Origin of the sequence: Acinetobacter sp. AOR14_HL (assembly GCF_027855175.1) — a bacterium.
In the GTDB taxonomy this organism is placed as follows: domain Bacteria; phylum Pseudomonadota; class Gammaproteobacteria; order Pseudomonadales; family Moraxellaceae; genus Acinetobacter; species Acinetobacter calcoaceticus.
Window position 1 is genome coordinate 26,382 of record NZ_JAKTII010000004.1, and the last position, 25,458, is coordinate 51,839.

24 protein-coding genes are annotated in these 25,458 nt (G+C 38.5%); 17 read left to right on the top strand and 7 right to left on the bottom strand.

The window, feature by feature from the left end; all coding sequences use genetic code 11:
* Nucleotides 1–17: 17 nt before the first annotated feature.
* From MKL38_RS04185 to MKL38_RS04215, 7 genes are all read left to right on the top strand, one after another.
* Nucleotides 18–1,004, top strand: a complete 987-nt coding sequence (locus tag MKL38_RS04185) for a quinone oxidoreductase family protein (RefSeq protein ID WP_039247267.1) — start codon at nucleotides 18–20, stop codon at nucleotides 1,002–1,004.
* An 11-nt stretch (nucleotides 1,005–1,015) separates the two neighbouring features.
* Nucleotides 1,016–1,864 carry a TauD/TfdA dioxygenase family protein gene (locus MKL38_RS04190; RefSeq protein WP_270902612.1) on the top strand — a complete coding sequence of 283 codons (849 nt, stop codon included), beginning with the start codon at nucleotides 1,016–1,018 and terminating at the stop codon, nucleotides 1,862–1,864.
* 60 nt (nucleotides 1,865–1,924) lie between these two features.
* A complete protein-coding gene (locus MKL38_RS04195) occupies nucleotides 1,925–2,977 on the top strand; it encodes a 3-keto-5-aminohexanoate cleavage protein (RefSeq protein WP_270902613.1) in 1,053 nt (350 codons plus the stop codon).
* A 117-nt stretch (nucleotides 2,978–3,094) separates the two neighbouring features.
* Entirely contained in the window at nucleotides 3,095–4,444 is a 1,350-nt protein-coding gene (locus MKL38_RS04200; RefSeq protein ID WP_270902614.1) for an MFS transporter, read from the top strand.
* Nucleotides 4,441–5,097, top strand: coding sequence for a DsbA family oxidoreductase (locus tag MKL38_RS04205; protein WP_270902615.1), 657 nt, complete (start codon nucleotides 4,441–4,443; stop codon nucleotides 5,095–5,097). Before MKL38_RS04200 ends, MKL38_RS04205 begins: the two co-directional genes overlap by 4 nt.
* Complete coding sequence (locus MKL38_RS04210; protein WP_270902616.1) at nucleotides 5,094–5,420, top strand: Rieske (2Fe-2S) protein; 327 nt, start codon at nucleotides 5,094–5,096, stop codon at nucleotides 5,418–5,420. The genes MKL38_RS04205 and MKL38_RS04210 overlap by 4 nt, the downstream gene beginning before the upstream one ends.
* Entirely contained in the window at nucleotides 5,413–6,423 is a 1,011-nt protein-coding gene (locus tag MKL38_RS04215) for a YeiH family protein (protein ID WP_270902617.1), read from the top strand. Before MKL38_RS04210 ends, MKL38_RS04215 begins: the two co-directional genes overlap by 8 nt.
* Nucleotides 6,424–6,496: 73 nt before the next feature.
* Here MKL38_RS04215 and MKL38_RS04220 read toward each other — a convergent pair whose 3' ends face one another.
* Entirely contained in the window at nucleotides 6,497–7,507 is a 1,011-nt protein-coding gene (locus MKL38_RS04220) for an AraC family transcriptional regulator (protein ID WP_270902618.1), read from the bottom strand.
* 291 nt (nucleotides 7,508–7,798) lie between these two features.
* Here MKL38_RS04220 and MKL38_RS04225 point away from each other — a divergent pair, with 291 nt between their 5' ends.
* The 8 genes from MKL38_RS04225 (at nucleotide 7,799) to MKL38_RS04260 (ending at nucleotide 17,394) form a co-directional block, all read left to right on the top strand.
* Complete coding sequence (locus tag MKL38_RS04225) at nucleotides 7,799–8,404, top strand: RBBP9/YdeN family alpha/beta hydrolase (protein WP_270902619.1); 606 nt, start codon at nucleotides 7,799–7,801, stop codon at nucleotides 8,402–8,404.
* A gap of 102 nt (nucleotides 8,405–8,506) precedes the next feature.
* Complete coding sequence (locus MKL38_RS04230; RefSeq protein ID WP_270902719.1) at nucleotides 8,507–10,336, top strand: DUF1302 domain-containing protein; 1,830 nt, start codon at nucleotides 8,507–8,509, stop codon at nucleotides 10,334–10,336.
* 70 nt (nucleotides 10,337–10,406) lie between these two features.
* Nucleotides 10,407–10,817: a PH domain-containing protein gene (locus MKL38_RS04235; protein ID WP_270902620.1), complete on the top strand. Its 411-nt coding sequence runs from the start codon at nucleotides 10,407–10,409 to the stop codon at nucleotides 10,815–10,817.
* 70 nt (nucleotides 10,818–10,887) lie between these two features.
* Nucleotides 10,888–12,261 (top strand): PQQ-dependent sugar dehydrogenase, encoded by a 1,374-nt coding sequence (locus tag MKL38_RS04240; RefSeq protein WP_270902621.1) that lies wholly within the window; start codon nucleotides 10,888–10,890, stop codon nucleotides 12,259–12,261.
* 177 nt (nucleotides 12,262–12,438) lie between these two features.
* The gene (gene salA / locus MKL38_RS04245; RefSeq protein ID WP_270902622.1) at nucleotides 12,439–13,716 is read left to right on the top strand and encodes a salicylate 1-monooxygenase; all 1,278 of its coding nucleotides are present in this window, start codon (nucleotides 12,439–12,441) and stop codon (nucleotides 13,714–13,716) included.
* A 42-nt stretch (nucleotides 13,717–13,758) separates the two neighbouring features.
* Nucleotides 13,759–15,114 (top strand): MFS transporter, encoded by a 1,356-nt coding sequence (locus MKL38_RS04250; protein ID WP_270902623.1) that lies wholly within the window; start codon nucleotides 13,759–13,761, stop codon nucleotides 15,112–15,114.
* 90 nt (nucleotides 15,115–15,204) lie between these two features.
* Entirely contained in the window at nucleotides 15,205–16,095 is an 891-nt protein-coding gene (locus tag MKL38_RS04255; RefSeq protein WP_205468886.1) for a LysR family transcriptional regulator, read from the top strand.
* 147 nt (nucleotides 16,096–16,242) lie between these two features.
* On the top strand, nucleotides 16,243–17,394 hold the full coding sequence (locus MKL38_RS04260; protein WP_270902624.1) for a sterol desaturase family protein: 1,152 nt from the start codon (nucleotides 16,243–16,245) through the stop codon (nucleotides 17,392–17,394).
* A 38-nt stretch (nucleotides 17,395–17,432) separates the two neighbouring features.
* Here the strand turns inward: MKL38_RS04260 and MKL38_RS04265 are convergent, their stop codons facing one another.
* On the bottom strand, nucleotides 17,433–18,635 hold the full coding sequence (locus MKL38_RS04265; RefSeq protein ID WP_209831106.1) for an MFS transporter: 1,203 nt from the start codon (nucleotides 18,633–18,635) through the stop codon (nucleotides 17,433–17,435).
* Between the two features lie 135 nt (nucleotides 18,636–18,770).
* Between MKL38_RS04265 and MKL38_RS04270 the strand changes: the two genes are divergently transcribed.
* On the top strand, nucleotides 18,771–19,343 hold the full coding sequence (locus tag MKL38_RS04270; RefSeq protein WP_270902625.1) for a TetR/AcrR family transcriptional regulator: 573 nt from the start codon (nucleotides 18,771–18,773) through the stop codon (nucleotides 19,341–19,343).
* A 446-nt stretch (nucleotides 19,344–19,789) separates the two neighbouring features.
* Nucleotides 19,790–21,088 carry a dicarboxylate/amino acid:cation symporter gene (locus MKL38_RS04275; protein WP_003652519.1) on the top strand — a complete coding sequence of 433 codons (1,299 nt, stop codon included), beginning with the start codon at nucleotides 19,790–19,792 and terminating at the stop codon, nucleotides 21,086–21,088.
* A 167-nt stretch (nucleotides 21,089–21,255) separates the two neighbouring features.
* Here the strand turns inward: MKL38_RS04275 and MKL38_RS04280 are convergent, their stop codons facing one another.
* The 5 genes from MKL38_RS04280 to MKL38_RS04300 all read right to left on the bottom strand — a co-directional run bounded on the left by MKL38_RS04280 (nucleotide 21,256) and on the right by MKL38_RS04300 (nucleotide 25,368).
* A complete protein-coding gene (locus MKL38_RS04280; RefSeq protein WP_003652518.1) occupies nucleotides 21,256–21,459 on the bottom strand; it encodes a hypothetical protein in 204 nt (67 codons plus the stop codon).
* Nucleotides 21,460–21,814: 355 nt separating this feature from the next.
* A complete protein-coding gene (gloB, locus tag MKL38_RS04285; protein ID WP_270902626.1) occupies nucleotides 21,815–22,546 on the bottom strand; it encodes a hydroxyacylglutathione hydrolase in 732 nt (243 codons plus the stop codon).
* A 156-nt stretch (nucleotides 22,547–22,702) separates the two neighbouring features.
* Nucleotides 22,703–23,398 (bottom strand): methionine ABC transporter permease, encoded by a 696-nt coding sequence (locus MKL38_RS04290; protein ID WP_017392060.1) that lies wholly within the window; start codon nucleotides 23,396–23,398, stop codon nucleotides 22,703–22,705.
* A complete protein-coding gene (locus MKL38_RS04295) occupies nucleotides 23,395–24,420 on the bottom strand; it encodes a methionine ABC transporter ATP-binding protein (RefSeq protein ID WP_045430473.1) in 1,026 nt (341 codons plus the stop codon). Before MKL38_RS04295 ends, MKL38_RS04290 begins: the two co-directional genes overlap by 4 nt.
* Nucleotides 24,421–24,495: 75 nt before the next feature.
* The gene (locus MKL38_RS04300) at nucleotides 24,496–25,368 is read right to left on the bottom strand and encodes a MetQ/NlpA family ABC transporter substrate-binding protein (protein ID WP_270902627.1); all 873 of its coding nucleotides are present in this window, start codon (nucleotides 25,366–25,368) and stop codon (nucleotides 24,496–24,498) included.
* Nucleotides 25,369–25,458 lie beyond the last annotated feature (90 nt).

Here is a 25,458-nt window from a genome sequence, read left to right on the forward strand (position 1 = left end):
AAAATATGGGATAGGACATGACGTTGACGAAAGCTATACGTTTCTATGGAACAGGAACGCCAGAAGTAATGCGCTATGAAGATGTAGAAGTAGGAGATCCAAAAGCAGGGGAAGTACGCCTACGTCATGTGGCAGTCGGCCTAAATTATGCCGATACATATTTTCGTAATGGAACCTATCAAATTCCAATGCCTAATGGCATGGGCGTCGAAGCTTCAGGTGTCGTCGAAGCTTTAGGCGAAGGAGTAACTCAGCTCAAAGTAGGTGATCGCGTCACTTATACAGGTTTTTTAAATACGTTAGGTGCATATAGTACCCACCGTCTAATTCCAGCCAATGCTTTAATTAAATTACCCGAAGAAATTTCTTGTGAAACAGCGGCAGCCATGACTATGCGAGGGCTGACCGCTGCTTATCTGATGCGCCGCATTTATGATTTTAAAGCTGGCGATTCAATTTTATTACATGCAGCCGCAGGTGGTGTTGGCCTGATTGTTTCTCAGTGGGCCAAATTACTTGGCTTGACTGTTATCGGTACCACATCTTCAGAAGAAAAAGCTGCCGTAGCAAGAGCTCATGGTTGTGATCATGTCATTAACTACAGCCATGAAAATGTTGCCGAACGTGTACGTGAGTTAACAGGTGGCGTTGGTGTAAATGTCGTTTTCGATAGTGTCGGCCAAGCTACTTTCATGAGCTCATTAGACTCCCTCAAACGCCGTGGTTTGCTGGTCTGCGTAGGAACTGCATCGGGTCCAATTCCTGCTTTTGATCCGGTATTACTCGCCGTGAAAGGATCATTGTTTGTCACACGTCCAGCTTTGGCCGATTACATTGCAGATCCTGCTGAGAAAAAAGAACTGGCCAATGAATTATTTGATCATGTTCGGCATGGACGAATCAAAATTGAAATTAATCAGCGCTATGAGCTAAAGGATGCCGTGCAAGCTCATCGTGATTTAGAAGCACGCAAAACAATAGGTTCATCAATTTTTGTAATTTGAAGGGATTTCTTATGCAAATTGAACAGTTAACTTGCAATATAGGTGCAGAGTTAAGTGGTGTAAAACTCGCTGATGCGATTTATGATGATGGTTTATTTTCTGAAATTCATACCCAACTACTTAAACATCGTGTTTTGTTCTTGCGAGATCAGCATTTAACCCGTCAGGATCATGTCGCATTTGCAGAAAAATTTGGACAGTTAGAAGACCATCCAGCTGTAGGTAGTCATCCTGACCATCCGGGTTTAGTACAGATTTATAAACACCCAGAAAGTCCAATCGATCGTTATGAAAATGCTTGGCACAGTGATGCAAGCTGGCGCAAGGTTCCACCAATGGGGTGTGTACTACATTGTGTCGAATGCCCACCTGTAGGTGGCGATACGATGTGGACCAATATGGTCATGGCCTATGAATCTTTACCTGAAGATATTAAGGATAAGATTGCAGACTTACGTGCTTACCACAGCATAGAAGCGAGTTTTGGTGCTGCGATGCCGCTTGAAAAACGTTTAGACTTAAAAACAAAGTTTCCCGATGCCGAGCACCCAGTGGTGCGTACTCATCCTGAAACGGGCGAGAAAATTTTATACGTCAATGCATTTACCACCCATTTCAGTAATTATCACACCAAAGAACGCGTCAGATTCGGACAAGATGCTAATCCTGGCTCAGCCGAACTTTTACGTTATTTAATCTCTCAAGCCTATATTCCAGAGTTTCAAGTGCGCTGGCGTTGGAAGCCTAACAGCATTGCAATCTGGGATAACCGCAGTACGCAACACTATGCCGTGATGGACTATCCACCTTGCCACCGAAAAATGGAGCGGGCCGGCATTATTGGTGACGCAACCTATTAAATCTACAGATTAAAAAATTCTATCTGTTTAAAAATTCATAAAATATATAAGGAGATGCACATGCAATTCTTTGACGATTCTTTGCACCCAGAAAATATGGAAAAAGTAGTCATTACCGTTGCACCGTATGGACCGGAATGGATGCCTGAAGACTTTCCCGAAGATATTCCTGTGACCATGGATGAGCAAATAGAAAAAGCGGTCGAGTGTTATGAAGCGGGTGCTACGGTGCTGCATTTACATGTCCGTGAGCTTGATGGCAAAGGCTCTAAACGCCTGTCAAAGTTTAATGAACTCATCGCAGGTGTTCGTGAAGCTGTGCCTGACATGATTATTCAGGTAGGTGGTTCGATTTCATTTGCACCAGAGAGTGAAGGTGAGGCAGCTCTATGGCTAAGTGACGACACCCGACATATGTTGGCTGAACTCACCCCAAAACCTGATCAGGTCACGGTGGCAATTAACACCACTCAAATGAATATTATGGAATTGCTCTATCCTGAATATTTAGAAGGAACTTCATTGGCACATCCAGCGACTCAGGCAGCATATGCGGAGATGACCGTGCCAGCAGGGCCTGCATGGGTGGCCGAACATATTAAGCGCTTATGTAAAAACAATATTCAACCGCACTTTCAATTAACAGGAATGCACGGACTTGAAACTCTAGAACGTATGGTGCGTAAAGGGTTGTATATGGGGCCGTTAAACTTAACTTGGATTGGAATTGGTGGTGGTTTTGATGGTCCAAACCCATTTAATTTCTTTAATTTTATTCATCGCGTACCTGATGGATGTACTTTGACATCAGAATCTCTGCTCAAAAATGTGTTGCCTTTTAATACGATGTCGATGGCAATGGGTTTACATGCTCGTGTAGGTAACGAAGACACGATCATTGATCATCACGGGCGCCGTTTTTCATCTGTAGAGCAAATTAAGCAAACTGTTCGAATTGCCCATGAACTAGGACGTGAAATTGCCTCAGGAAAAGAAGCTCGTGAAATTTATCGTATTGGGGTGCAATACAACAGTATTGAAGAAACCCTAATCGCAAATGGTATGGCACCGAACCGTAAAGCAGGGCAAAAAGGCGTTCCTCAGTGTAACTAATGTGACAAGGTCTAATGGAATTTAGACCTCAATTGTAGTGCAGCTTATTTGCTTTGATTTTAAAGACGCAATGCTGCACTAGCTAAATAGAAATTATAAAAAATACAAGGAGGTCTTATGAATGCGCATCAGTATTCAGATCAGATGAGCGATGTTGATACGTCAATCAGTATACCTCGTCGTTATGCATGGCTTGTTTTTGCTTTGACATTTGGCTTGCTCATTTCCGATTATATGTCACGGCAAGTATTAAACGCTGTCTTTCCATTGCTCAAAACTGAATGGTTACTCAGTGATAGTCAACTAGGTTTGCTCAGTGGCATTGTCGCCTTAATGGTAGGTTTATTGACTCTGCCGTTATCTTTATTAGCAGACCGTTTTGGACGAGTTAAAAGCTTAGCCATTATGGCGGCATTATGGAGCTTGGCGACTTTAGGATGTGCACTGGCTGAAAACTATGAGCAAATGTTTATTGCTCGTTTTATGGTTGGTGTGGGTGAGGCGGCCTATGGCAGTGTTGGTATCGCAGTGGTTGTTGCTGTTTTCCCTAGAGAAATGCGTGCAACACTCGCAAGTGCTTTTATGGCTGGCGGTGTATTCGGTTCATTTTTGGGTATGGCTCTAGGTGGTGTTCTGGCACAGCACTTTGGCTGGCGTTGGGCTTTTGGTGCCATTGCTTTATTTGGCCTCATTTTAGCTTTTCTATATCCGGTTTTAGTCAAAGAAAAAAGAATAGCTTCTTCACCTCAAAATAAAAATCGTAGCAAAACCAAGCACATTCAAAGTCCTTTAAAAACTTTATATTCAAGTCGTTCAGTCATTGCCACTTACATCGGTAGTGGGTTGCAACTATTCGTTGGTGGCACGGTGATTGTCTGGATGCCGAGTTATCTCAATCGCTATTACGGCATGAGTACCGACAAGGCCGGTATAATGGCAGCAGTTATTGTGCTGTGTAGCGCTGTAGGCACAATTCTATGCGGCATGTTATGTGATTATTTGGGCCGGAACTGTCCTGATCGTAAGGTCAGTTTAGCCATTACATACTGCTTGGTTAGTTGTGTGCTTTTATTAATTGCTTTTGCTGTGCCCGCGGGGCGTACTCAATTACTTCTCATCTGCCTCGGAATGTTTATTGCCTTAGGAACCAATGGTCCATCCAGTGCAATGGTAGCCAATCTTACACATAACTCAGTTCATGGTTCTGCTTTTGCAACGCTCACCTTGGCTAATAATTTTCTTGGTTTGGCTCTTGGTCCTTTAGTCGTTGGCAAAGTATCTGATGTGATTGGATTACATAGCGCATTTCAATTGATGCCATTGGTCAGTATTGCAGCCACAGCCGTATTTTTTTATGCCAAACGCCATTACCACAAAGATATTGCACGCTTTGAGCAGCAAGGAATGACTGAGTTTAAAAATCATTCAGATAACCAAATACAAAAATGCGGGATGAATAACAAATGATGATTCGGCAATTACACATTGATGTATTTTTTGACTTTATTTGTCCTTGGTGTTTGATCGGAAAACGTCAGTTACTGATCGCTATAAATAGATTTTATCAGCTTCACCCTAGCGTCAAAGTTATCGTGCACTGGCGAGGTGTTCAGCTCATACCTGACTTGGCAGCTGAAGGGGTACCTTTTCAAATGTTTTATTTGAAAAGGTTAGGCAGCTTGACAGCAGTTCGCATGAGACAAGAACAAGTCAATAAAGCCGCTAATAAAGTTGGCCTCAAAATCGATTTTGAACAAATTAAACGGATGCCAAACACGGCTAAGGCTCATCGCTTATTTGATAAAGCTTTAAAGATAGGCACTCCTGAACAGTGCAATATGTTGTTAGAACAGCTCTTTGCTGCATATTTTTATGATGGCTTAGACATCGGAAATACCACCACTTTATACAAAATCGCGAAACGTTGTGGCTTCCCACCTGAGCTAATCAAAAATTTACTTATTCAAGATCATCAAGATTTTATCTCTGCAAGTACAGGAGGCAATGGTGTGCCTTACTTTATTTTTGATCGGGCTGCTGCATTAATTGGAGCGCAATCAGCAGATGCACTTTATCAAGCGATGCATGAGGCACTTGTTGTTCAGGGAGAATTAATGTGACTACTCGATTTGAAGTACCTCTAGACAAAATACCGAATTCAGGCGAACGGGCTTTTTTAAAAGTCGGAGATAAAACTCTCGCGCTATTTAACGTTGCGACTCAATTTTATGCAATTGATGACAGTTGTCCTCATCAGGGCGCATCGCTATTTAGCGGACGTTTAGAAGGACGGGTGATTCAGTGTTGTGCCCATGGTCTACGCTTTAATTTAACAAATGGCTGTTTAGTTAATTCTTCTCAGCTCAAAGTTGCAACCTATCCCGTAGAAGTGATCGAGGACAAGGTATTTATTGTGATGGGCTGTGGGGAAAATCATGGCTAGTTTAGTTTTGAAAAATTTTACCCAGCGCACACGAGAATTAGCACCAGGTTTTGTGGTCAGTTCGGTCGTTGCTGCGGCTGCCTGTTTTTTATCTGAGCACTATGGTGCCCCAGTCATGTTATTTGCCTTACTGCTAGGTATGAGTCTAAATTTTTTAGCAGCCGAAAGTAAATGTAAGGCAGGTATTGAATTCACCGCACGTACTGTGCTTCGAATGGGTATTGCCTTACTAGGCATGCGTATAACTTTAGGACAAATCACTGCATTAGGGTGGCAGCCTGTAGCCTTAGTCATAACTCTGGTTATTGTAACAATCGCTGTCTCTGTCATTGCAGCTAAAATTTTAGGTTTCCAAAGACTATTTGGTATGTTGACCGGTGGATCAACCGCAATTTGTGGTGCTTCAGCTGCGCTAGCATTGTCAGCTGCTTTTCCTAATCATCCACAAAAAGAAAAAGCGACCTTGTTTACAGTCATTGGGGTCTCTGCACTTTCAACACTAGCAATGATTGTCTATCCAATGATTGCGAAGTGGTTAGAGCTATCACCACAAGCTGCTGGTGTCTTTCTCGGAGCTACCATTCATGATGTAGCGCAAGTGGTGGGAGCAGGTTATAGCATGTCTACCGAAACAGGTGATACTGCGACTGTAGTTAAACTGATGCGTGTAGCAATGCTGCTTCCAGTGATAGTTTGTGCTGCCATGATTACCCGCATGCAAGGTGCAGATATAATGGGGGAGCGTCCACCATTACTGCCATGGTTTGCCGTTGGCTTTTTAATACTCGCTTGTATTAACAGTACAGGATGGGTGCCAGTGATGGTTCAAAATGGCATAAACGATTTATCACGCTGGTTTTTAGTCATCGCAATTAGTGCTTTGGGTATGAAAACTCAGTTGAAAGAATTGGCATCTGTCGGGATTAAACCAATTCTTCTCATGGTCGGCGAAAGCATATTTTTAGTGGTATTAGTCTTAGCATTAATGCACTTTTGGTTTTAACTTAATTTTAAATCTTTAGAGGAGGTTTTGGGTTATTCACAAAACTTCCTCTTTGTTCTAAATACACCCGTGCTTAATTCAGTAGCGATTTGTTATGGCTACGCCACATATTCGGTGACATCCCAAATTGACTAATGAACCAACGCGTAAAAGAACTCGGCATTGAGTAACCTAAAATATCAGATACTTGAGCGAGTGAATAATTTAGATTTTTTAAATAGCGAAATACGAGGTCTTTACGTACTTCATTGATTAAATCACTAAAACTCGTTTGTGCTTCTTCTAAGCGACGTTGTAAAGTCCGAACGTGAATACCATGTGTTTGGGCCACTTGATCAATCGTAGCGCGGCCCATTGGTAAAAGAAGATAAATACTTTTACGAATATCAAAAATCATGGTCGATTCATTACTATTCTGTAAAATATCTAAATAACGCTGCGCATGGTTGGCCATAGCCAGATTTGCTTGAGGATTTGTTGTATCAAGTTCGGCCGCTGTACAAACAATGCCATTAAAGTCACTGCCAAACTCTAGCGCACAGCCAAAAATCCGCCGATGCAAAGTTAAATCGCTTGGTGGATTATGGGTGAAGTGAACACTTAATGGTCGCCATTTTTGCATCAGTAACGCTGCACAAAAACGATGGGTAATTCCTAAAGCAAGTTCAGTGGCTTGGCGACTATATCCGCAAGTTGTGGTCACAACTTCTTCTCGAATAACCACCGTATCATCAATTTCCTCAATATATATTTCAAGTGAGTTATTGAGTAAGTTTCTATAACGAACAATCGTTTGTAAGGCATCTCGTAAAGTATGCTGATAGTTTAACAAAAGGCTAATTTCACCAAAATCTGCAATTTCGCGTTGCTCTGCCATATGTAAACCGAAAACATCACAGCTACTCATTTGGGCTGAGTCTTCAAGCAAGGTAATTGCCTTATCTACAGGAATGCGTTGTTTAAGATCATTCAATTGAGTTTGGCTAAGCCCAACACGTGATAATAAATGGTAGGGGTTTAGATCTAATTGTTGAGCAACTGCCAAATAATTTTTTAAAGAGGCCGTATGCGCAAGAGGTACCATTTTATTATCTCCTTGTTCTTAATCAGCCATATTCCTTACAGCCTATATCTAGTTATAACCAAAATGTACACATTACAAAAGCTTTTATTTAAGAGCTTAATTGTTAAGTACGCTTAATTTGAAACTTCTTGTTTTGACTTAGTTGTAATTACAAAAATTATTTTAATGAATTTACTAAATTTTAAAAAGATGTGTCGTCAAATGAAAAGTCCGTGACGCCTTATGTACACCATTAATTGAAATGAGCCTTTATTGTGAATGGAGTTTTATAAAAATTCTTGTGCATCCTAGATGGCAAAGTTCACAGGCGTCAAAATGGAAAAAATACAAACCAGAGCAACAATTTTAATTATTCCGGGGTTGCGCGACCACGTTCCCGAGCATTGGCAAACTATTTTAGAGACAAGGCTAGCGAAGGTTCGCTCTGTACCACCTGTACAAACCAATAAACTCAATTGTGAAAATAGAGTTGCTGCTATACAAAAACAACTCGAACAAATAAACGGGCCTGTCATTTTAGTTGCCCACAGCGCGGGTGTGCTGATGACTATACACTGGGCTGCCAAACATCAACGACCAATTCAAGGTGCTCTACTTGTTGCTCCACCTGACTTAAACGAAAGTTGGCCTGAAAATTATCCTAGTCCAACTGTACTTCATCAAGAAGGATGGAGTCCTTTACCAGATCAAACACTACCTTTCCCTAGCATTTTGGTTGCAAGCACCAATGACCATTTAGCTCGCTATGAAGCTGTAAGTGAAATGGCAGAAAAATGGGGTAGCCAACTCGTTAATTTAGGTGAAGTGGGACATTTAAACCCTGCATCAGGTTTTGGTTATTGGCTTTTAGCTGAGCAATTTATTCAACAGTTAGATCAGGTGGAACAACCTGCGTAGTACGAAAAAACATCTGCTTATATAAACCATTTAAAAGCCAATGGATGGCTTTGAGTAATAAGCAATAAATAAGAAAAATCATATTTATAGGGAGATAATATGATGAGTCATTACGTATATTTAAATCAAACAAACCAACATATTTTATATATTCAAAAAATAGGCATTTCATTAAGTCTGATTTTATTTATGTCTAAAGCGAATGCAGCTAGTTTTGATATTGATAAAGACTGGAAGTTCGATACAAAAACGACATTAAGCTTAGGTGCCAGTTGGAGTACACAAGATCCTTCCGTTTCATTACTTTATCGGCCTGATGCAAACAAAATTGGTAAACAAGGCTCAAGCATTGATGTGAATGGTGATGATGGGCGCATGAATTTTAGTAAATATGATGCCATTTCACAGATCATTAGAGGCATAACAGAAGTTAAGCTAAATGGAAAACAGCAGGGTGCGGTCATCAGTACTAAATACTGGTATGACCATGCCTATGAGACAGGACAAGGAGACTTTAAACCCTTTAATGATTCAGCGTGGCCAAGGCTCGCAAAGTTCAAAGGAATTGATTTATGGAATGCTTATATATGGAAAGATTTTGAACTTAACGATGGACGAACTATAAACTTAAAATTAGGCAAACAGACTTTAAATTGGGGGAAATCTCAGTTTTTTCAAAACGGTTTAAACTCGGTGAGTGCATTTGATTTTGCTGCAATCAACCGACCGGGTGGTGATGCAAAAGAAAGAATCATTCCAACCGAAATGTTTTCATTCGACACAAGCATTAATAAAAATTTGAAAATAGAAGGGTTCTATCAATTTAAATTTAGGCCTTCAGTTGTTGATGGCAGCGGGACTTTCTTTGAGATTTCAGACTTTGTTCCCGAAAACGCGGGACCAGTTCTGATTGCTGGAGGGGGTAATAAGTTATCTGATACGGCAGTGCATTTAGGTAGTTATATTCCACGTGCAGAAAGCAGAAAAGCAAAAGATAACGGTCAATATGGTATTGCTTTAAAACAGACATTACCAAGTTTAAATAATGCTGAGTTAGGTATTTACTATGCGAACTACCATAGTCGCAATGCAAACTTTGATGGAACCGCTGTAACAGCAGCAGGACCCGAACATTTTAATACCGCGAGTTATTTTTCTATCTATCCTGAAAATATCAAAATGTTTGGATTAAGTCTGACTGGTAAAGTTGGCACAACAACAGTTTTTAGTGAATTAACACACAAGCCTAATCAACCTTTACAACTAAATGGCACAGACATTGTCTATGCTCAAGTGTTGTCAGAAGGTACACCATTTACACCGCCGGGGGAAACTGTTGAATTAGGTCAATATATTCAAGGTTATGTACGCTTACCTGTAACACAATTTTCGGTCGGAGCAACTGACAGCATATTTAATATTTGGGACGCAAATTCGATGACATGGTCTACAGAGTTTGCCTTAAATCATATTGCAGATATTGGTAATCATAGAATAGGTCGGACAGGAGCATTTGGCCGTAGTGAGCTTTCAACAGGTGTTTATAATCCTGAAACAGGAACATTTAAATGTACGCCGTATGGTACAGCTCATCTTACAAATGCAGAAATTGACAACTTAAATGAACGTTTTTGTAATAAAAATGGATTTTTTAATGAATGGTCATTTGGGTACCGATTACGTGGCGCATTAACTTATCAAGATATTTTACCCTCTACAGTGATTACGCCAAGTCTTAGTTTTAGACATGATGTTTATGGATATAGCCAAAACTTTCAAGAAGGGCAAATGAGTGTAAGTGCAGCTTTATCTATGACTTATCAGCAAAAATATACAACAGAGATTGCCTATAATAACTTTTTTGGTTCTAATGAGTTTAGTACTATAGATGATCGAGATTTTATATCTTTAACATTTAAAGCTAATTTTTAGTTCAATTATTTTCTTAAAAAAATTATAGAAAGACCCGTTATAAATGAAATTTTAGAATGGAGGATAACTTTTGAAATTTAGATCAAAAATTGATTGGTGGCTTTTATTAATATTTATTGTTACTACTGCCATCATCGTTATGAAAATTTATGAAGCAAATCATAATTATTCTTTAGCTTCAAATTTTCCGCATCTCATTATTTATAGTTTAATTATTTTTGTCATTTGGCTTCCAATTTTTAACACTTATTACTTAGTAGAAAACGACACATTAATTATTACGAGCTTGGTATTCCGATGGAAAATTAATATTAATGATATTACCCAAATAGAGCCTACTCATAATCCACTTTCATCTCCAGCGCTCTCATTAGATCGACTCAAAATTTATTATATGAAAAGTGGAAAAATTACTTCAGTGATGATTTCACCAAAAGATAAAGAACGTTTTTTTCAAGCCATAAACAAAAGACTCCATTAAAGTTGCTTGTTTAATTGCAAACATAAATTACGCTATTTCCATGACGACAAAAAATAAATGGAGATAACCCATGACGACACGTTTTTTACTGCCAATTTTCGGCACTACGGTTTTAATTACATTAGCTGGATGCGCTTCATCCTCTCAATATCCAATTACCGACAGTTATGGGCCAGATCCAAAACTTCCTGAGCCTAAATCAAGCCTATTACCGACCGTTAATATAGCTCCAGCAGAAGGCTGGCCGAGTGGGGTAATGCCAAAACCAGCGGAAGGTTTAAAGGTCAAAGCATTTGCCAAAGGACTTGAACACCCACGCTGGCTTTATGTATTACCAAATGGTGATGTATTGGTTGCTGAAACAGATGCCCCGCCTAAACCAGAAGACGGCAAAGGGATTAAGGGTAAAATTATGACTTTTGTGATGAGACGTGCAGGATCATCTCATCCGAGTGCCAACCGTATTAGTTTGCTTCGAGACACTAATGGAGACGGAATTGCTGATCAAAAAACGGTATTTCTTCAAAACTTAAATTCTCCATTTGGTATGGCACTAGTAGGTAATAATTTATATATCGCCAATACGGATGCACTTGTGCGTTTTCCTTATCAAGAGGGCGAAACTCAAATTACAGCCAGTGGAACCAAAGTATTGGACTTACCGGGCGGTCCTTTAAATCACCACTGGACCAAAAATGTGATCGCTAACCCAGCAGGGAGTAAGCTGTACATTACTGTTGGTTCTAACAGTAATGTTGCTGAAAATGGTATGGATAAAGAAAAAGGTCGTGCACAAATTATGGAGTTTGATATTGCAAGTGGTCAGTCACGTCCATTTGCAACGGGACTACGTAATCCGAATGGTATGGCTTGGCAACCTCAAAGCGGCAAACTTTGGACGGTTGTTAATGAGCGCGATGAAATTGGCAGTGATTTAGTACCTGACTATATGACGTCGGTTCAAGACGGTGCTTTTTATGGCTGGCCTTATAGCTACTATGGTCAACATGTAGATGTACGAGTAAAACCACAAAATCCTGAACTGGTCGCACGTGCAATTAAACCTGACTATGCACTAGGTAATCACACAGCCTCTTTAGGTCTTGCATTCTATGCAGCTGAACTCATGCCGCAATTTAGAGGAGGGGCATTGATCGGTCAGCATGGTTCTTGGAACCGTAAACCTCATAGTGGTTATAAAGTCATTTTTGTACCATTTAGAAGTGGTCAACCCTCTGGTCCACCGCAAGATATCTTGACAGGATTCCTCAGTGATAAAGGAAAAGCTTATGGGCGCCCTGTAGGTGTGGCAATTGATTTCTCGGGTGCTGTGTTAGTTGCAGATGACGTAGGCAATACGATTTGGCGCGTTTCACCAGTTGCTGAGACGACTTATGAAGTTCCAATGAAACGTGCTATTGGAACCCCGCCAGGCACACCATAAAGTGTATTAACGATCATTTATTAGCATGGGCGGCCTTTAAGCTTTATAGAGGCTCGTCCAACAGGCTATTATTTAATTTTTAAATAATTGAACGAAAAAAATACTAATTGGACTTTATAAGCCAACTTCTCAAGAATGAATATGTGAAAACAACAATGATGTTTAAGGATAAAACACATGAATACACATATTCGAATTGCCGTGGTTGGTGGCGGTATTGCTGGTCTGGCATTGGCAAGTAATTTAAGTAAACACGCTCATTTAGATGTGCAAATGTTTGAATCTGCACCTCAGTTTTCTGAAATTGGGGCAGGGATTTCTTTTGGTGCCAATGCAGTCAAAGCGATTGAACTGCTAGGTTTAGCCAACGAATATCACGCAATTGCAGACAAGGTTGCTGTGCCGTTTCAAGATGTTTGGTTTCAATGGCGTAATGGTTATACCGATGAATATTTATCTGCATCGGTAGCAGCAGGTGTAGGGCAGTCTTCTGTTCATCGCGCCGACTTTCTAGATGCCATTATTCCTCACATGCCATCACAAAATGTTCATTTTTCTAAACGACTTGAGTCTATTGAAGAACAAGAAGATCAAGTCATTTTACATTTCAATGATGGCAGTCGCCACGAATGTGATTATTTGATTGGGGCTGATGGTATTCGCTCTGTTGCTCGCCAATATGTTTTAGCTACTCATTATTTACCACCTGTTCATCCACGCTTTTCAGGAACTTGGGCATATCGTGGCATCATTTCACATGCTTCATTTAAAGAAGCCTTGCAGCAAATGCAAGGTGATACAGACCTAGCAGATATTCCACAAATGTTATTGGGTAAAGATAAGCATATTTTGACGTTCCCAATTCGTAAGGGTGAGCAAATCAATATTGTTGCCTTTTGCTCAAATCGTGAAGATACGGTATTACCAGCCGATACACCATGGACACGTCCTGTCGATAAAGCTCAAATGCTTTCTGATTTTTCAGACTGGAGCGAAAGCTGCCAAACATTACTCGGTTTAATTGAAGAGCCTACCATTTGGGCCTTACATGAAATTGAGGAGCTTTCGACTTATCAAAGTGCCTCAGGTCACGTGATTCTCATGGGCGATGCTGCACATGCCATGTTACCTCATCAAGGTGCCGGAGCAGGGCAAGGTCTCGAAGATGCTTTAGTTCTTGCTGCATTACTGGCGACAAAAAACTTACAAGTAGACCAGCTAACCGATGTGTCTTCAATTTATGAAAAGCTCCGTTTAAAACGCGCTTGTCGTGTTCAACAAACTTCTCGTGAGTCTGGCGAAATTTATGAGTGTTATTCAACTCAGTACCCAACGTTTGCAGAAATTGGCGAGCACCTTGAACATCGTTTTGACTGGTTGTGGCAACACGATTTAGAGCAAGATGTTGCAGAGGCACAGCAACAATTAAAACAGCTAGGAATGGCGACTATTTAAATCATGTGATGCTTTATAAACAATTTGCTAAGGAAAGCAATTATGGAAAAACTAAATGCAAATCAATTGATTGATGAAGCAAAATTAACGCCATTGCATTGGCGAGTGATTTTGCTGAGTGCACTTATTATTATTTTTGATGGATATGATCTGGTCATTTACGGTGTTGCATTACCTAAGCTCATGCAGCACTGGCAGTTAGATAGTATGACTGCTGGGCTTTTAGGTAGTGTTGCACTATTTGGCATGATGTTTGGTGCAATGTTGTTTGGAAGTTTAGCGGACAAATTAGAATCTTATGGCTTTAGCCGTAAACGCCTTATTATGTTATGCATCATGATTTTCAGCGGTTTTACTGTGTTATGCGGTCTTGCCGATAGTCCAAAAGCGTTTGCAATATACCGTTTCATTGCGGGTTTAGGTTTAGGCGGTGTAATGCCCAACGTCATTGCCCTAATGACAGAATATGCCCCCAAAAAGTTAAGATCTACCTTAGTTTCACTGATGTTTAGTGGCTACGCCATTGGTGGCATGGGTTCGGCACTTTTAGGCATGTGGTTGGTGCCTAATTTTGGTTGGCAAATCATGTTTATTTTGGCAGGCATTCCGTTGGTTCTATTACCGATTATTTGGAAATATTTACCCGAATCGATTGATTATCTAATTCGCCAGAAGAAGTGGGATGAAGTAAGACATTTACTTCAACAATTGGCCCCAGAACAAAATATAAGTGTCCAGACCAATATTGTTTTACATCAGGAAAACCAACAAGTTGCTGCTCGTCCTTTGGTTGCCTTGTTTACTGAAAATCGTGCCTTAGTCACCATCTTTTTTTGGCTCAGTGTTTTTATGGCTTTACTTATGGTGTATGCCCTAGGTAATTGGATACCAAAGTTAATGGTAGAAGCAGGCTACGACCTATCAACCAGTCTAGTCTTTTTACTGGCATTAAATTTAGGTGGAATGCTTGGTGCGGTTGGAGGTGGTTTCTTTGCTGATCGTTTTCATCTAGGTAAGGTTATTTGTTCACTATTCTTAGCGGGTGCAATTTCACTTTACTTATTAAGCTACGCGTTACCTATGGTGATTTTATATCTCTGCATTGCTGTTGCAGGTGCAGCTTCTATTGGAGGGCAAATTTTATTACTGGCTTATATGGCGCAGTTTTATCCTTCCCCAATTCGAAGTACCGGCATTGGTATGGCCTTAGGTGTGGGGCGTATTGGCGCTATTCTGGGACCGATTTTATGCGGCTGGCTTTTAAGTTTGCATTTACCAATTGAATATAATTTTATCGCTCTAGCCATTCCTTGTGTGCTGGCAACCTTAAGTGTTATTGCCATAAGTATTTGCAGTCGAACCAAACGGGTCATGTTGAATTCAAGCATATTCCCATAAGTGTTAAGCATTTTTTATCCCGATAAAAGAAACTAAACTCTAAACAAAGAAGCTAAGGTCTTTGTTTAGAGTATTTAAAGGATCAGAACCATGGATTTAGGTTTGATTAAAGTTTTTGTCTGTATTTATGAGTCTCGTCATATTAGTAAAGCTGCCGATAAATTAAATTTAAGCCAGCCTTCGGTGACTTATAATTTGAACCGATTACGCCGTCAGTTAAATGATGAGTTATTTACCCGAAGTCGAGGAGGAGTGGAGCCAACAAAAGTCGCTCATGAACTCTATCCAATTTTCCATCAAGCGATTTTTAATATTGAATCGGCGATTGCTCAAGCACAGGAATTTCATCCTGAAAACTCGAATAAAACGTTCAGAATTGGACTGTCTGATGCAGGGGAAATTTGTCTTTTGCCTAGCCTTATGGCTTTTTTACAAAAAGCAGCCCCACATATTCAAATTGAAATTGAAGAGATTCGATCAGATAAGGTTGAGCAGTGGCTCATTGATGGTTTTTTAGATCTGGCTGTCTTTAATAGTACGCAGACAATAATGCCGAAAATAGAAACACGTACTTTATTTGAAGAAAGATATGTATGTATTGCCAGAGCTGACCATCCAAGGCTACAACAGCAACTGACTTTAGAACAATATTTGCAAGAAGATCATGTTGCCATTAAATCATCGACAGGGCATATCCAAGTTGAACAATATTTAAAAACAATGGATTTGAAGCGACGTATTCGTTTAGAAGTTCCACATTTTAGTGTTTTGCAAGGCGTTTTACAGAGCTCAGATATGTTGGTGACATTACCATCACGAGCAGCTCGACATTACTTAACTCATGGGAATGTCCAAATGTTTGAATTACCTTTCGCTATGGATTCTTTTAAAGTGAGCTTGAACTGGTTTAATCGTAGTGATGATATTATTGCCAGAAAATGGCTGATTCAATCTGTCGGTCAAATATTTGAAGTTTTATAAAACCATTAATATCTGTGTTGAAAATTATATTTAAAATTCAATTTTCAGGTTAATGGATCTGATCTGAGAAGTTAAAGTTCTTTCCAATTTATTATTAAATTTTGATAGCATTCGCTACATACACAATAAGAACTGTTGATACGAATTATGACCGATCAATTAAGAGCAAAATTTGAAAATTTAGAACTTAATGCGGGTTTAGGGAAAATCAGTGCGTTTATTTCAATGTCACTCAGCTTGCTTTGTTTATTTGGTGCTTTATGTTTTTTATTTCCCAGTGTATTAACGACACCAGAACTTCGTCCTCTTTACGCAAAGCACTATAATCTTTTCTATTATGGTTTGATCACTGGCATTGTGATTAGTGCTGGTTTTGGTGCATTTAGCGCGATTGTTCGTCAAAACCGATATGGGTTTTACGGGCTATGTTTTTCACTTGTGGCAGCAGTTTTGGGTTGCGGCGTAATTGAAGCTCCCGTTTTACCAAGTGTACCGTTTTATGCAGGTATCGATTATTTTGTACTGACCCTATTCATTTTAGCGTTTGTCTTTATTCCGCTTGAAGGTTTTTTTGCTAAAAATCCTGAACAAAAAATATTAAGAGTCGGTTGGGTGACCGATATGAAGTATTTCATGGTCAGCCATGTTGGGATTCAACTATTCAGCTTTTTAACGGTTATGCCAATTCAATATTGGATTACGCACCTACCTGATAACCCGATTGTACCTTATGTACAAGCTCAACCAATTTGGCTTCAATTTATTGAGTTACTGATTGTGGTGGATTTTACGGTGTATTGGTTGCACCGCGCTATGCATGAAGTTAATTTCTTATGGCGCTTTCATGCGATTCATCATTCGACTGAATATATGGATTGGTTAGCATCTTCTCGTTTGCATGTCATAGAAGTATTAATGACTCGCTTTATTGCGACTTTACCGATTTTCCTGTTGGGTTTTCATACTTCAGCTGTTTTTGCTTATTTAGTTTTTATTTCATTTCACGCTATTTTTATTCATTCCAATGCACGTTTTCGCTTTCCATATTTACGCTGGATTATTGCAACACCAGAATTCCACCATTGGCATCATTCTTCTGAAAAATCAGCTATTGATAAAAATTACGCTGCTTTTATCCCACTCTATGATGTTATTTTTAAAACCGTCTATATGCCTAAACATTTAGCAAGTGTATATGGAACGGTTGGCTATAAAATTCCAAATAGTTTTGTGAAACAATTTACTTGGCCTTTTAAAAAGTATGTAAAGCGGTTTTTAAAACCTTGGCGTGATCAGTAAAGTTAAAAAAAGCCTCATTAGAGGCTTTTTTTAAATCATTATTTGCTTTTAATATTTTTAAAAATCATTACAAGGGCAATCAGAGCAAGGCCAATAATTAAACTCATATAAATATTAGCACTGTTCATAAGTCCAATTTTACCCACAAAATAGCCTGCAAGAATTGCCGGAATACTAAAAGCCAAATAGCTTTCAACAAAAAATGCAGCCATAAGACCTGCGCGTTCTTCTGGTAATGCAAGCGGCATGACTGTGCGAATTGCTCCCATAAAAGCGGTACCAAAACCTACTCCAGTAATAATAGAGCCTAAAAATAAAACCACTGCGCTTGTAAAATTAATCGCTAAAAATAAAACGGTTGCTCCAATAATGATGGATAAGGTACCCGTGAGCAAAATACGAAAATTTGTAGATTTTCTTAGGGTTAATATGCCGGCTGCACCTGAAAGTGCAAGCGCCATAAACATAATTCCGTTTAGCCATGCAGAAGAGGTTTGAAAAATCTTTGCGAGTAAAGAGGGCATAAGTGATAAGAAAAAACCACTGACCATCCAAAGTGCAATGTTAATAGGGCTAATGCTTAATAAAGCACTTCTCGCTTGATGAGGAATAGCCATGTTGGGTTTTAAAGAAGCAAGTGCACCCGATCTTTTTTGTGCAGTTTCAGGATTAAAGAAACTTAAAATGAGTTGAAATGCAAAGAGAACACATAAAAGCTCAAAAACGAGCTGCAAAGGTTGTGATGAAAATTGCAAAATAGTACATGTAATAAAGATGCCAGCTGCCATGCCGACCATTGGAGCAATACTATTAATCAGGGATCCTTGATGCTTGCTGAAATCTAAAATTGCGGCTCCTATGGCAGAAACAGCAAGTCCGGTCGCGATGCCTTGCAGCCCACGAGCAATAAATAGCATAGAAACATCTGAGGCAAAAAGGAAAAAGCTCATTGAAACGATTTGCAGAAAAATTGCAGAAAGAATGACGGGTCGACGTCCAATATAATCAGATAAAGAGCCAATAATGAGTAAAGAGGCAAGTAAGGTAAACGCGTAGGTCGCAAAAATTAAGGTTAATGTAACAGGCGAAAATTGCCATGCTTGCTGATACAAGCGATATAGAGGAGTCGGTGAGCTGGACGCGGCCATAAATGTCATGAGCGTGATCGTGTTTAAGGTCAACGCAACTCTTGAATCTAACCGAAAAACAGATCTAGACCGTTTCGAACTTGAATTGTTCATATAAGATGAATAACATAAAAGCGAATATTTAGCTTTTATACATTATTTTTACACTAAAGCAAATCCTTAGCTTTAGCGTATTTTGTATATGCAAATAATATTTTAATTGTTTTTTTATTGAAGTAGAGCTGATTAATGGCAAAAGTTGTTACTGGGTTACGACCGGGCGGCCGTAGTGAAAGAATCCAAACTGCGGTACATCAAGCAGTCAAAGAGCTTCAAAAAACATTGGAGCAAAGCCAAATCACCATACCCATGATCGCTCATGAGGCAGGAGTAACACCTTCAACAATTTATCGCCGTTGGGGAGACATTAATCAGTTATTTTCAGACGTTGCTCTAAATGAACTCAAACCTGATATGGAGCCAAAAGATTTAGGCTCATTTCAACTTGATGTTACCGCATGGGTCGAACAGTATTTTGAAGAGTATTCTTCTGAAGTGGGGCAGGTATTACTACGTGATGTGTTATATGCAGTTGAATCTTCAAATGCCCGACAATGCGAAACCTTAATTATTCAGCAACTCGATATTATTCAAGCTCGATCAAAACTACGTCATGAACCAACCATATCGAATCAAGAAATTATCGAAGCAGTCATTGCTCCAATGCTGTTTAGAATCTTATTCACTGACCGCACCTTATGCTTAGACTATGTCCATATTTTATTAGAGCGGTTATTTAAGGCTCATCCCAATTTTAATTAGGTTATAGCGGCCTATTAGTCTAAATATTTAACAAGAAATAGACGCGGTTTCTAATTAAAAAAATATATATCAGTTTTTCTTATTATTTTTAAAATAAATTTTCATAATTTATAATTTATATGTTTTACACAAAATCATTTATTTAATAAATGGCTGGCTTGAGGTAGATAAACAAGTACTCATGACGGGTTTTATGACTTTTTATGGTGTAAAATTTTAATATAAATAATAACTTATTTAAAAAATTAACTATTTTTTCGATATTTAAAACTTAAAAATAAAAAGTATTCTATACAATTTAATGCATGATTTTTGAATTTAACATTTTTTAAATTTATGACACAGGGTGTTTTTTATTCTTTACAATGGCTTTTCCTTGTTAAAGCAGCTTGTGGTGCTTGCTTTATATTTTATTTTTTTATCCCCATCGAAAAGGTATTTAGATAATGGATTTCAATACCCTTGACCAAGAAGCAGTACAGAAAAAACAGAAATTTCACCAAATTTTGTATGTACAGGTCATTTTTGCAATTATTTTGGGCATTTTAATTGGTCATTTTTACCCAGAACTTGGCGAAAGTTTAAAACCACTTGGTGATGCATTCATCAAGATCGTTAAAATGATTATCGCTCCCGTCATCTTTTTAACTGTTGTTACAGGCATTGCCAGTATGACAAACATGAGCCGAGTCGGCCGTGTAACTGGTAAAGCTATGCTTTATTTCCTTACCTTCTCAAGCTTGGCACTTGTGGTTGGTATGATTGTGGCAAATATTATCCAACCGGGTAAAGGTCTTAACATTGATCCAGCTACCTTAGTCAACGACAAAGTAAATACTTATGTTGAAAAGGCGCATGCAACAAATATTACCGACTTCTTCATGAATATTATCCCGCAAACATTGGTCAGTCCTTTGGCTGGTGGCGAGATTTTACAGGTGTTATTTGTAGCGGTGCTATTTGGTATTTCTTTGGCTGCTTTGGGTGACCGAGCACGTCCAATTACCGATTTCTTAAATAACTTAACAGCTCCAGTTTTCTATTTGGTTGGTATGTTAATGAAGCTTGCCCCAATCGGTGCTTTTGGTGCAATGGCTTTTACGATCGGTGCGTATGGAATCGAATCAATTGGTAATTTATTACTGTTAATCATGACGTTCTACATTACTGCTGTGTTATTTATTCTAGTAATTTTAGGTGCAGTAGCTCGTTATAACGGTTTTTCAATTATTCATTTAATTCGTTATATCAAAGATGAGCTTTGGTTGGTTTTAGGAACAAGTTCTTCTGAAGCAGCTTTGCCATCTTTAATGGACAAAATGCAAAAAGCAGGTTGTGAAAAATCAGTTGTAGGTTTAGTCATTCCAACAGGTTATTCATTTAACCTTGATGGTACAAATATCTATATGACTATGGCGGCTCTGTTTATTGCACAAGCTTGTAATGTAGATTTATCAATTAGTGAGCAAATTGCATTGCTTTTAGTGGCAATGGTCAGTTCTAAAGGGGCAGCAGGGGTGACTGGTGCAGGCTTTATTACTCTAGCTGCAACTTTATCGGTTGTACCAGCTGTTCCTGTCGCAGGTATGGCTTTAATTCTTGGTATTGACCGCTTTATGTCTGAGTGCCGTGCTTTAACAAATCTAGTGGGTAATGCATGTGCAACAATTGTTGTGGCACGTTGGGATAAGGCTTTAGATAAAGATCTTCTTGATAAAGCATTAAAGAACCCTAAAGCAGATTAACCTTACAAAAAAATCTGTAGCTAAGGGCAATTTGGGAGAATAGCCTAGCTACAGATTTTTTGTTTAATATCTAAAAATATATTTTTAATTAAGCCATTCTAAAGTTCTGCAACATTACTTATCTTTCAACAAAGACCAGACAGTAATTTAAATCAAGTCGTGAAAAATTATGCTTTTAAGTGATCCTCAAACTCTTCACCTAATTGCATCGCTAATGAATTACCTGCTAACTCACAGGTCACCAAACCATATTCTTTTTTAAAACTAAAAGTAAAACCTTTCCCGTCAGCAAGATTTTTAACTGAATACCCTAACTTTTCTAACCAAATGCGAAACGCAATCAAATTTTTAGCTTTAACAACCTTTTTCACGTGAGAACTCCTTCTATCCGTGGCATTACATCTTATTTATTAATAGGGTTTTAATTAGATTTTTTAAAGGGGAAAAACTTTTTTTTATTTTGCAACTTGTAAAAAAAGTAAGATAAAGAAATAAAAGATTTCATTTTTATGAAATTATGAGTCTGTTATGTAGCTAAAAAATAATAACTTTTTATTTAAAGAGCTATTTGTGTGATGGTTTTTAAAAATTATAAATTCAACGTTGTTTTTAGAATAATGAGCAAATAAAAAACAGAGTAAATGTAAAAAATAATTACAGGCAACAGATAATAAGCAAAAAGATACAGTTCTTAAATGAAACCATATCTTCTTTGAAAGCTTAATTTTAGAAATTATCTTTAAGAGCACGCAGGTGGGCGAAGTCTTCAACACTTTCTGCGCGAAGAAAGGGGTTGGTTGCTAGTTCAAGTTCAATCGTGCTTGGTAGGGTGATTAATCCTTGTTTACGTAGCTCACGGACTTCTTCAGCTCGTTCAGATAAGGCATGATTATGCGGTTCTACCGTTAAGGCAAATTCGGCATTTGAAAGCGTGTATTCGTGCGTACAATATACTTTTGTATGTATGGGTAGTGCGGCTAAACGGCTCAGTGAGTGATACATTTGTTCAGCTGTACCTTCAAATAATCGACCACATCCCATTGCAAATAATGTATCACCGCAAAATACAGCCTCTAATTCTTCAATAAAATAGACAATATGCCCTAAGGTATGACCTGGGGTTGCAATAATCTCTACTTTTAAATCATTAAATTTTAGATGATCGTCATGTTGTAAGGGGTGGGTAATTCCCGGAATTTTTGTGAGCTCATCGCGTGGGCCATACACAGTAATATTTTGGGCAGCGGTTAAATCAGCAACACCACCGATATGGTCTTTATGCCAATGAGTAAGCCAAATTTGTTTTAAATTTAACTCATGCTTCTGACAAAATTGGGTGACTAGTTCTGCTTCTGTTGGGTCAACTGCTACAGCTTCTTGGGTTTCAGTATCTTCTAAAATCCAGATATAGTTTTGGAGGGCATTCTGCACATCAATAAAATGAATTCTATAACGCATTGTTTTATCCTGAAACTAAATCCAAAGAGTAAATGAATAATGACTAATTCTGATCATACCAGAAAATGGTATTGAGCCATGCTCTCAACTGTCTTTAAGAACAGGGTAATAAAACAAAAAAAGCTCTCTAGAAGAGAGCTTTTTTGTATGGGTGACTTAACGGAGTTTAGCGAGCCAGTTTCCTAGCGTTTGTACAATCTGTACTAATAGTAATAGGATAATAACTGTTAAAATCACAACGCTGGTATCAAAACGTTGATAACCATAAGAAATTGCTAAATCACCAATACCACCTGCACCAACTGCACCAGCCATAGCGGTTGCACCAATAAGGCTAATTGTCGCTGTGGTAAGGTTTAAAATGAGTGAACTACGTGCTTCAGGCAAAATAAAGCGATAGATAATTTGCCAAGGTGTAGCACCCATTGCTTGAGCAGACTCAATAATTCCTTCATTGACTTCAAGTAATGAAGTTTCAATCAGACGTCCCATATAAGGGCCAACATAAATAGTCAATGGAACAATAGCTGCCCACGTACCAATTGAAGTACCTACTAATAGCTTAGTAAGAGGAATCACTGCAATGAGTAAAATAATAAAAGGAAGAGAGCGTAAAGCATTTACAATTGGATTAAGTAAATGATAAATCACTTTATTGGGTAAAATGCCTTCTGGACGGGTAACTAATAAAATAATTCCCTGAATAAATCCCCAAATGCCGCCAAACAAAAGTGCAAAGAAAACCATATGAAAGGTTTCTTGCAAAGCTGTAACGAACTGATCAATAGAAAGGGAACTGTGCCAGAAAGGTTGAGTAAGTTCAGTTAACCACTGTACGATTAAATCTCTCATACTTGATCTCCTGATTGAACTACACCTACTTCATTTTGTTCTAAAAACTCAATAGCTTGTTTAATTAGCTGAGGATCACCTAAAAGCTGCACAAACATTTGACCAATGACTGTGCCATTAATTTCAGTCATGTTGGCAAATAAAATATTTAAGCTAATATCGAATTTTTTAATCAGTGACTGAATTACAGGCTCTTGAGCAGAACGCCCTAAAAACTGTAAACAGTAAATACTATGATGATGCTGGTTTTCGAGCTGATTTAAAATATTCACAGGCAACTGTTGATGTAAAACAGTTTGAATGAAGTTTTTAGTGGTTGGATGTTGAGGTTTACTAAAGATATCAATCGTTGAACCTTGTTCAATGACTTTACCTGCTTCCATCACAGCCACATGATCACAAATAGTTTCAATGACATCCATTTCATGGGTCACCATAACAATCGTGATTTTTTGCTCTTGATTAATTTTCTTGAGTAGTTCTAAAACTGACTTGGTTGTTTGCGGGTCTAGGGCAGAGGTTGCCTCATCACATAAAAGAATCTTTGGATGATTTGCCAAAGCACGAGCAATACCGACACGTTGCTTTTGTCCGCCAGAAAGTTCATCTGGATAAGCATCTTTTTTATGCTTAAGATCAATGAACTCCAACAACTCATTTAAGCGCTTTTCACGTTCTACTTTATTGTAATTCAGTAGTCGCATTGGCATTTCAATATTTTCAGCAACCGTCTTGGTTTGTAGTAAATTGAAGTGCTGAAAAATCATACCAATATTTGCACGCTCCTGACGTAATGAGCGCGCATCCAAAGCGGTGAAATCTTTTTGATTAATAATAATCTGACCTTCATTTGGTCGTTCGAGTAAATTAATCAGGCGAATTAAAGTACTTTTACCTGCACCACTATAGCCAATAATGCCGAAAATACTGCCTTCTGGAATCTCTAAATTGATTTGATCGAGTGCGCGTATGGTTTGGCTTTTGAGCTGATAGTGCTTTGAAATGTTTTTAAATTGAATCATATCGTCAGAAACTATGCTTGAAAGAAAAAACAGGCAAAGAGAATTTGCCTGTTTCACGTTTGGGCTATTATATTACTATTTAGCTTCTGAGAGATAGCTGATTGGTTTGTCTACGTCAACTTTTGTTCCACCAAAGTGTTCTTCAACGTATTTTTTAACAGCTGCATTGTGGTAAAGCTTACCAACTTTTTGCAAGACAGGATCATTTTTACGTGATTCAGTAGTTGCTAGAACGTTGACACTAAGTTTTGTGATTTGATCAATAGGTTCAAAGAACATAGAATCTTTGAGTACGTTTAAACCTCCCTCGAGTGCTAAGGTATTATTTAATACAACTGCATCAAATTCATTTTTAAGACGTAATACAGTTTCCATTTTGATTGGTTTGATGTTGATCTTTTTAGGATTTTCGATAACATCAATTGGACTGCCATGAATAGGATTAAAGTCAGCTTTAAGCTTGATTAAGCCAGCAGTTTGTAACAAGAGTAGCGCACGAGATTCGCTGGCAGCATCATCTGGGATTGCAATAATTGCATCTTCAGGAAGCTCTTCAATTTTTTTGTATTTACTTGAATAAATCCCCATTGGCTCAATATAAGTGGTAGAAACCGCTGCAATCTTATCCGGGTTTGAATTATTAAATGCAGTAAGATAAGAATAAGCTTGGAATGCGTTCAAATCTACTTCTTTATTTGCAATTGCTGTATTCATTGAAACGGAGTCTGTGAAGTTTTTCACTTCTAACTTTAAGCCAGCAGCTTGGGTTTCAGGTAAAGTTGCAATATAACGCCAAATATCAGCATCTGAACCTGTAGAGGCAATCACTACAGTTTGTACTTGTGAGCTATCATTGTTTTGATTTGTTTGTGGAGAACCTTCTTGTTTACCACATGCTGCCAATAGTACTACTGACATGCTTAAAAAAAGGCTGATCAGCTTTTTCATTTAAAAAAGTCCTGATTGAGGAGATATAGAAAAATAACTATTGATCTACATCAATATGAAAAGGGAGGAGTTGGAATTACAACAGATTTA

Coding starts and splice junctions, on each gene's coding strand:
- MKL38_RS04185 (WP_039247267.1), top strand. CDS start 18: ATGACGTTGACGAAAGCTATACGTTTCTATGGAACAGGAACGCCAGAA.
- MKL38_RS04190 (WP_270902612.1), top strand. CDS start 1,016: ATGCAAATTGAACAGTTAACTTGCAATATAGGTGCAGAGTTAAGTGGT.
- MKL38_RS04195 (WP_270902613.1), top strand. CDS start 1,925: ATGCAATTCTTTGACGATTCTTTGCACCCAGAAAATATGGAAAAAGTA.
- MKL38_RS04200 (WP_270902614.1), top strand. CDS start 3,095: ATGAATGCGCATCAGTATTCAGATCAGATGAGCGATGTTGATACGTCA.
- MKL38_RS04205 (WP_270902615.1), top strand. CDS start 4,441: ATGATGATTCGGCAATTACACATTGATGTATTTTTTGACTTTATTTGT.
- MKL38_RS04215 (WP_270902617.1), top strand. CDS start 5,413: ATGGCTAGTTTAGTTTTGAAAAATTTTACCCAGCGCACACGAGAATTA.
- MKL38_RS04220 (WP_270902618.1), bottom strand. CDS start 7,507: ATGGTACCTCTTGCGCATACGGCCTCTTTAAAAAATTATTTGGCAGTT.
- MKL38_RS04225 (WP_270902619.1), top strand. CDS start 7,799: ATGGCAAAGTTCACAGGCGTCAAAATGGAAAAAATACAAACCAGAGCA.
- MKL38_RS04230 (WP_270902719.1), top strand. CDS start 8,507: ATGAGTCATTACGTATATTTAAATCAAACAAACCAACATATTTTATAT.
- MKL38_RS04240 (WP_270902621.1), top strand. CDS start 10,888: ATGACGACACGTTTTTTACTGCCAATTTTCGGCACTACGGTTTTAATT.
- salA (WP_270902622.1), top strand. CDS start 12,439: ATGAATACACATATTCGAATTGCCGTGGTTGGTGGCGGTATTGCTGGT.
- MKL38_RS04250 (WP_270902623.1), top strand. CDS start 13,759: ATGGAAAAACTAAATGCAAATCAATTGATTGATGAAGCAAAATTAACG.
- MKL38_RS04255 (WP_205468886.1), top strand. CDS start 15,205: ATGGATTTAGGTTTGATTAAAGTTTTTGTCTGTATTTATGAGTCTCGT.
- MKL38_RS04260 (WP_270902624.1), top strand. CDS start 16,243: ATGACCGATCAATTAAGAGCAAAATTTGAAAATTTAGAACTTAATGCG.
- MKL38_RS04265 (WP_209831106.1), bottom strand. CDS start 18,635: ATGAACAATTCAAGTTCGAAACGGTCTAGATCTGTTTTTCGGTTAGAT.
- MKL38_RS04270 (WP_270902625.1), top strand. CDS start 18,771: ATGGCAAAAGTTGTTACTGGGTTACGACCGGGCGGCCGTAGTGAAAGA.
- MKL38_RS04275 (WP_003652519.1), top strand. CDS start 19,790: ATGGATTTCAATACCCTTGACCAAGAAGCAGTACAGAAAAAACAGAAA.
- gloB (WP_270902626.1), bottom strand. CDS start 22,546: ATGCGTTATAGAATTCATTTTATTGATGTGCAGAATGCCCTCCAAAAC.
- MKL38_RS04290 (WP_017392060.1), bottom strand. CDS start 23,398: ATGAGAGATTTAATCGTACAGTGGTTAACTGAACTTACTCAACCTTTC.
- MKL38_RS04295 (WP_045430473.1), bottom strand. CDS start 24,420: ATGATTCAATTTAAAAACATTTCAAAGCACTATCAGCTCAAAAGCCAA.
- MKL38_RS04300 (WP_270902627.1), bottom strand. CDS start 25,368: ATGAAAAAGCTGATCAGCCTTTTTTTAAGCATGTCAGTAGTACTATTG.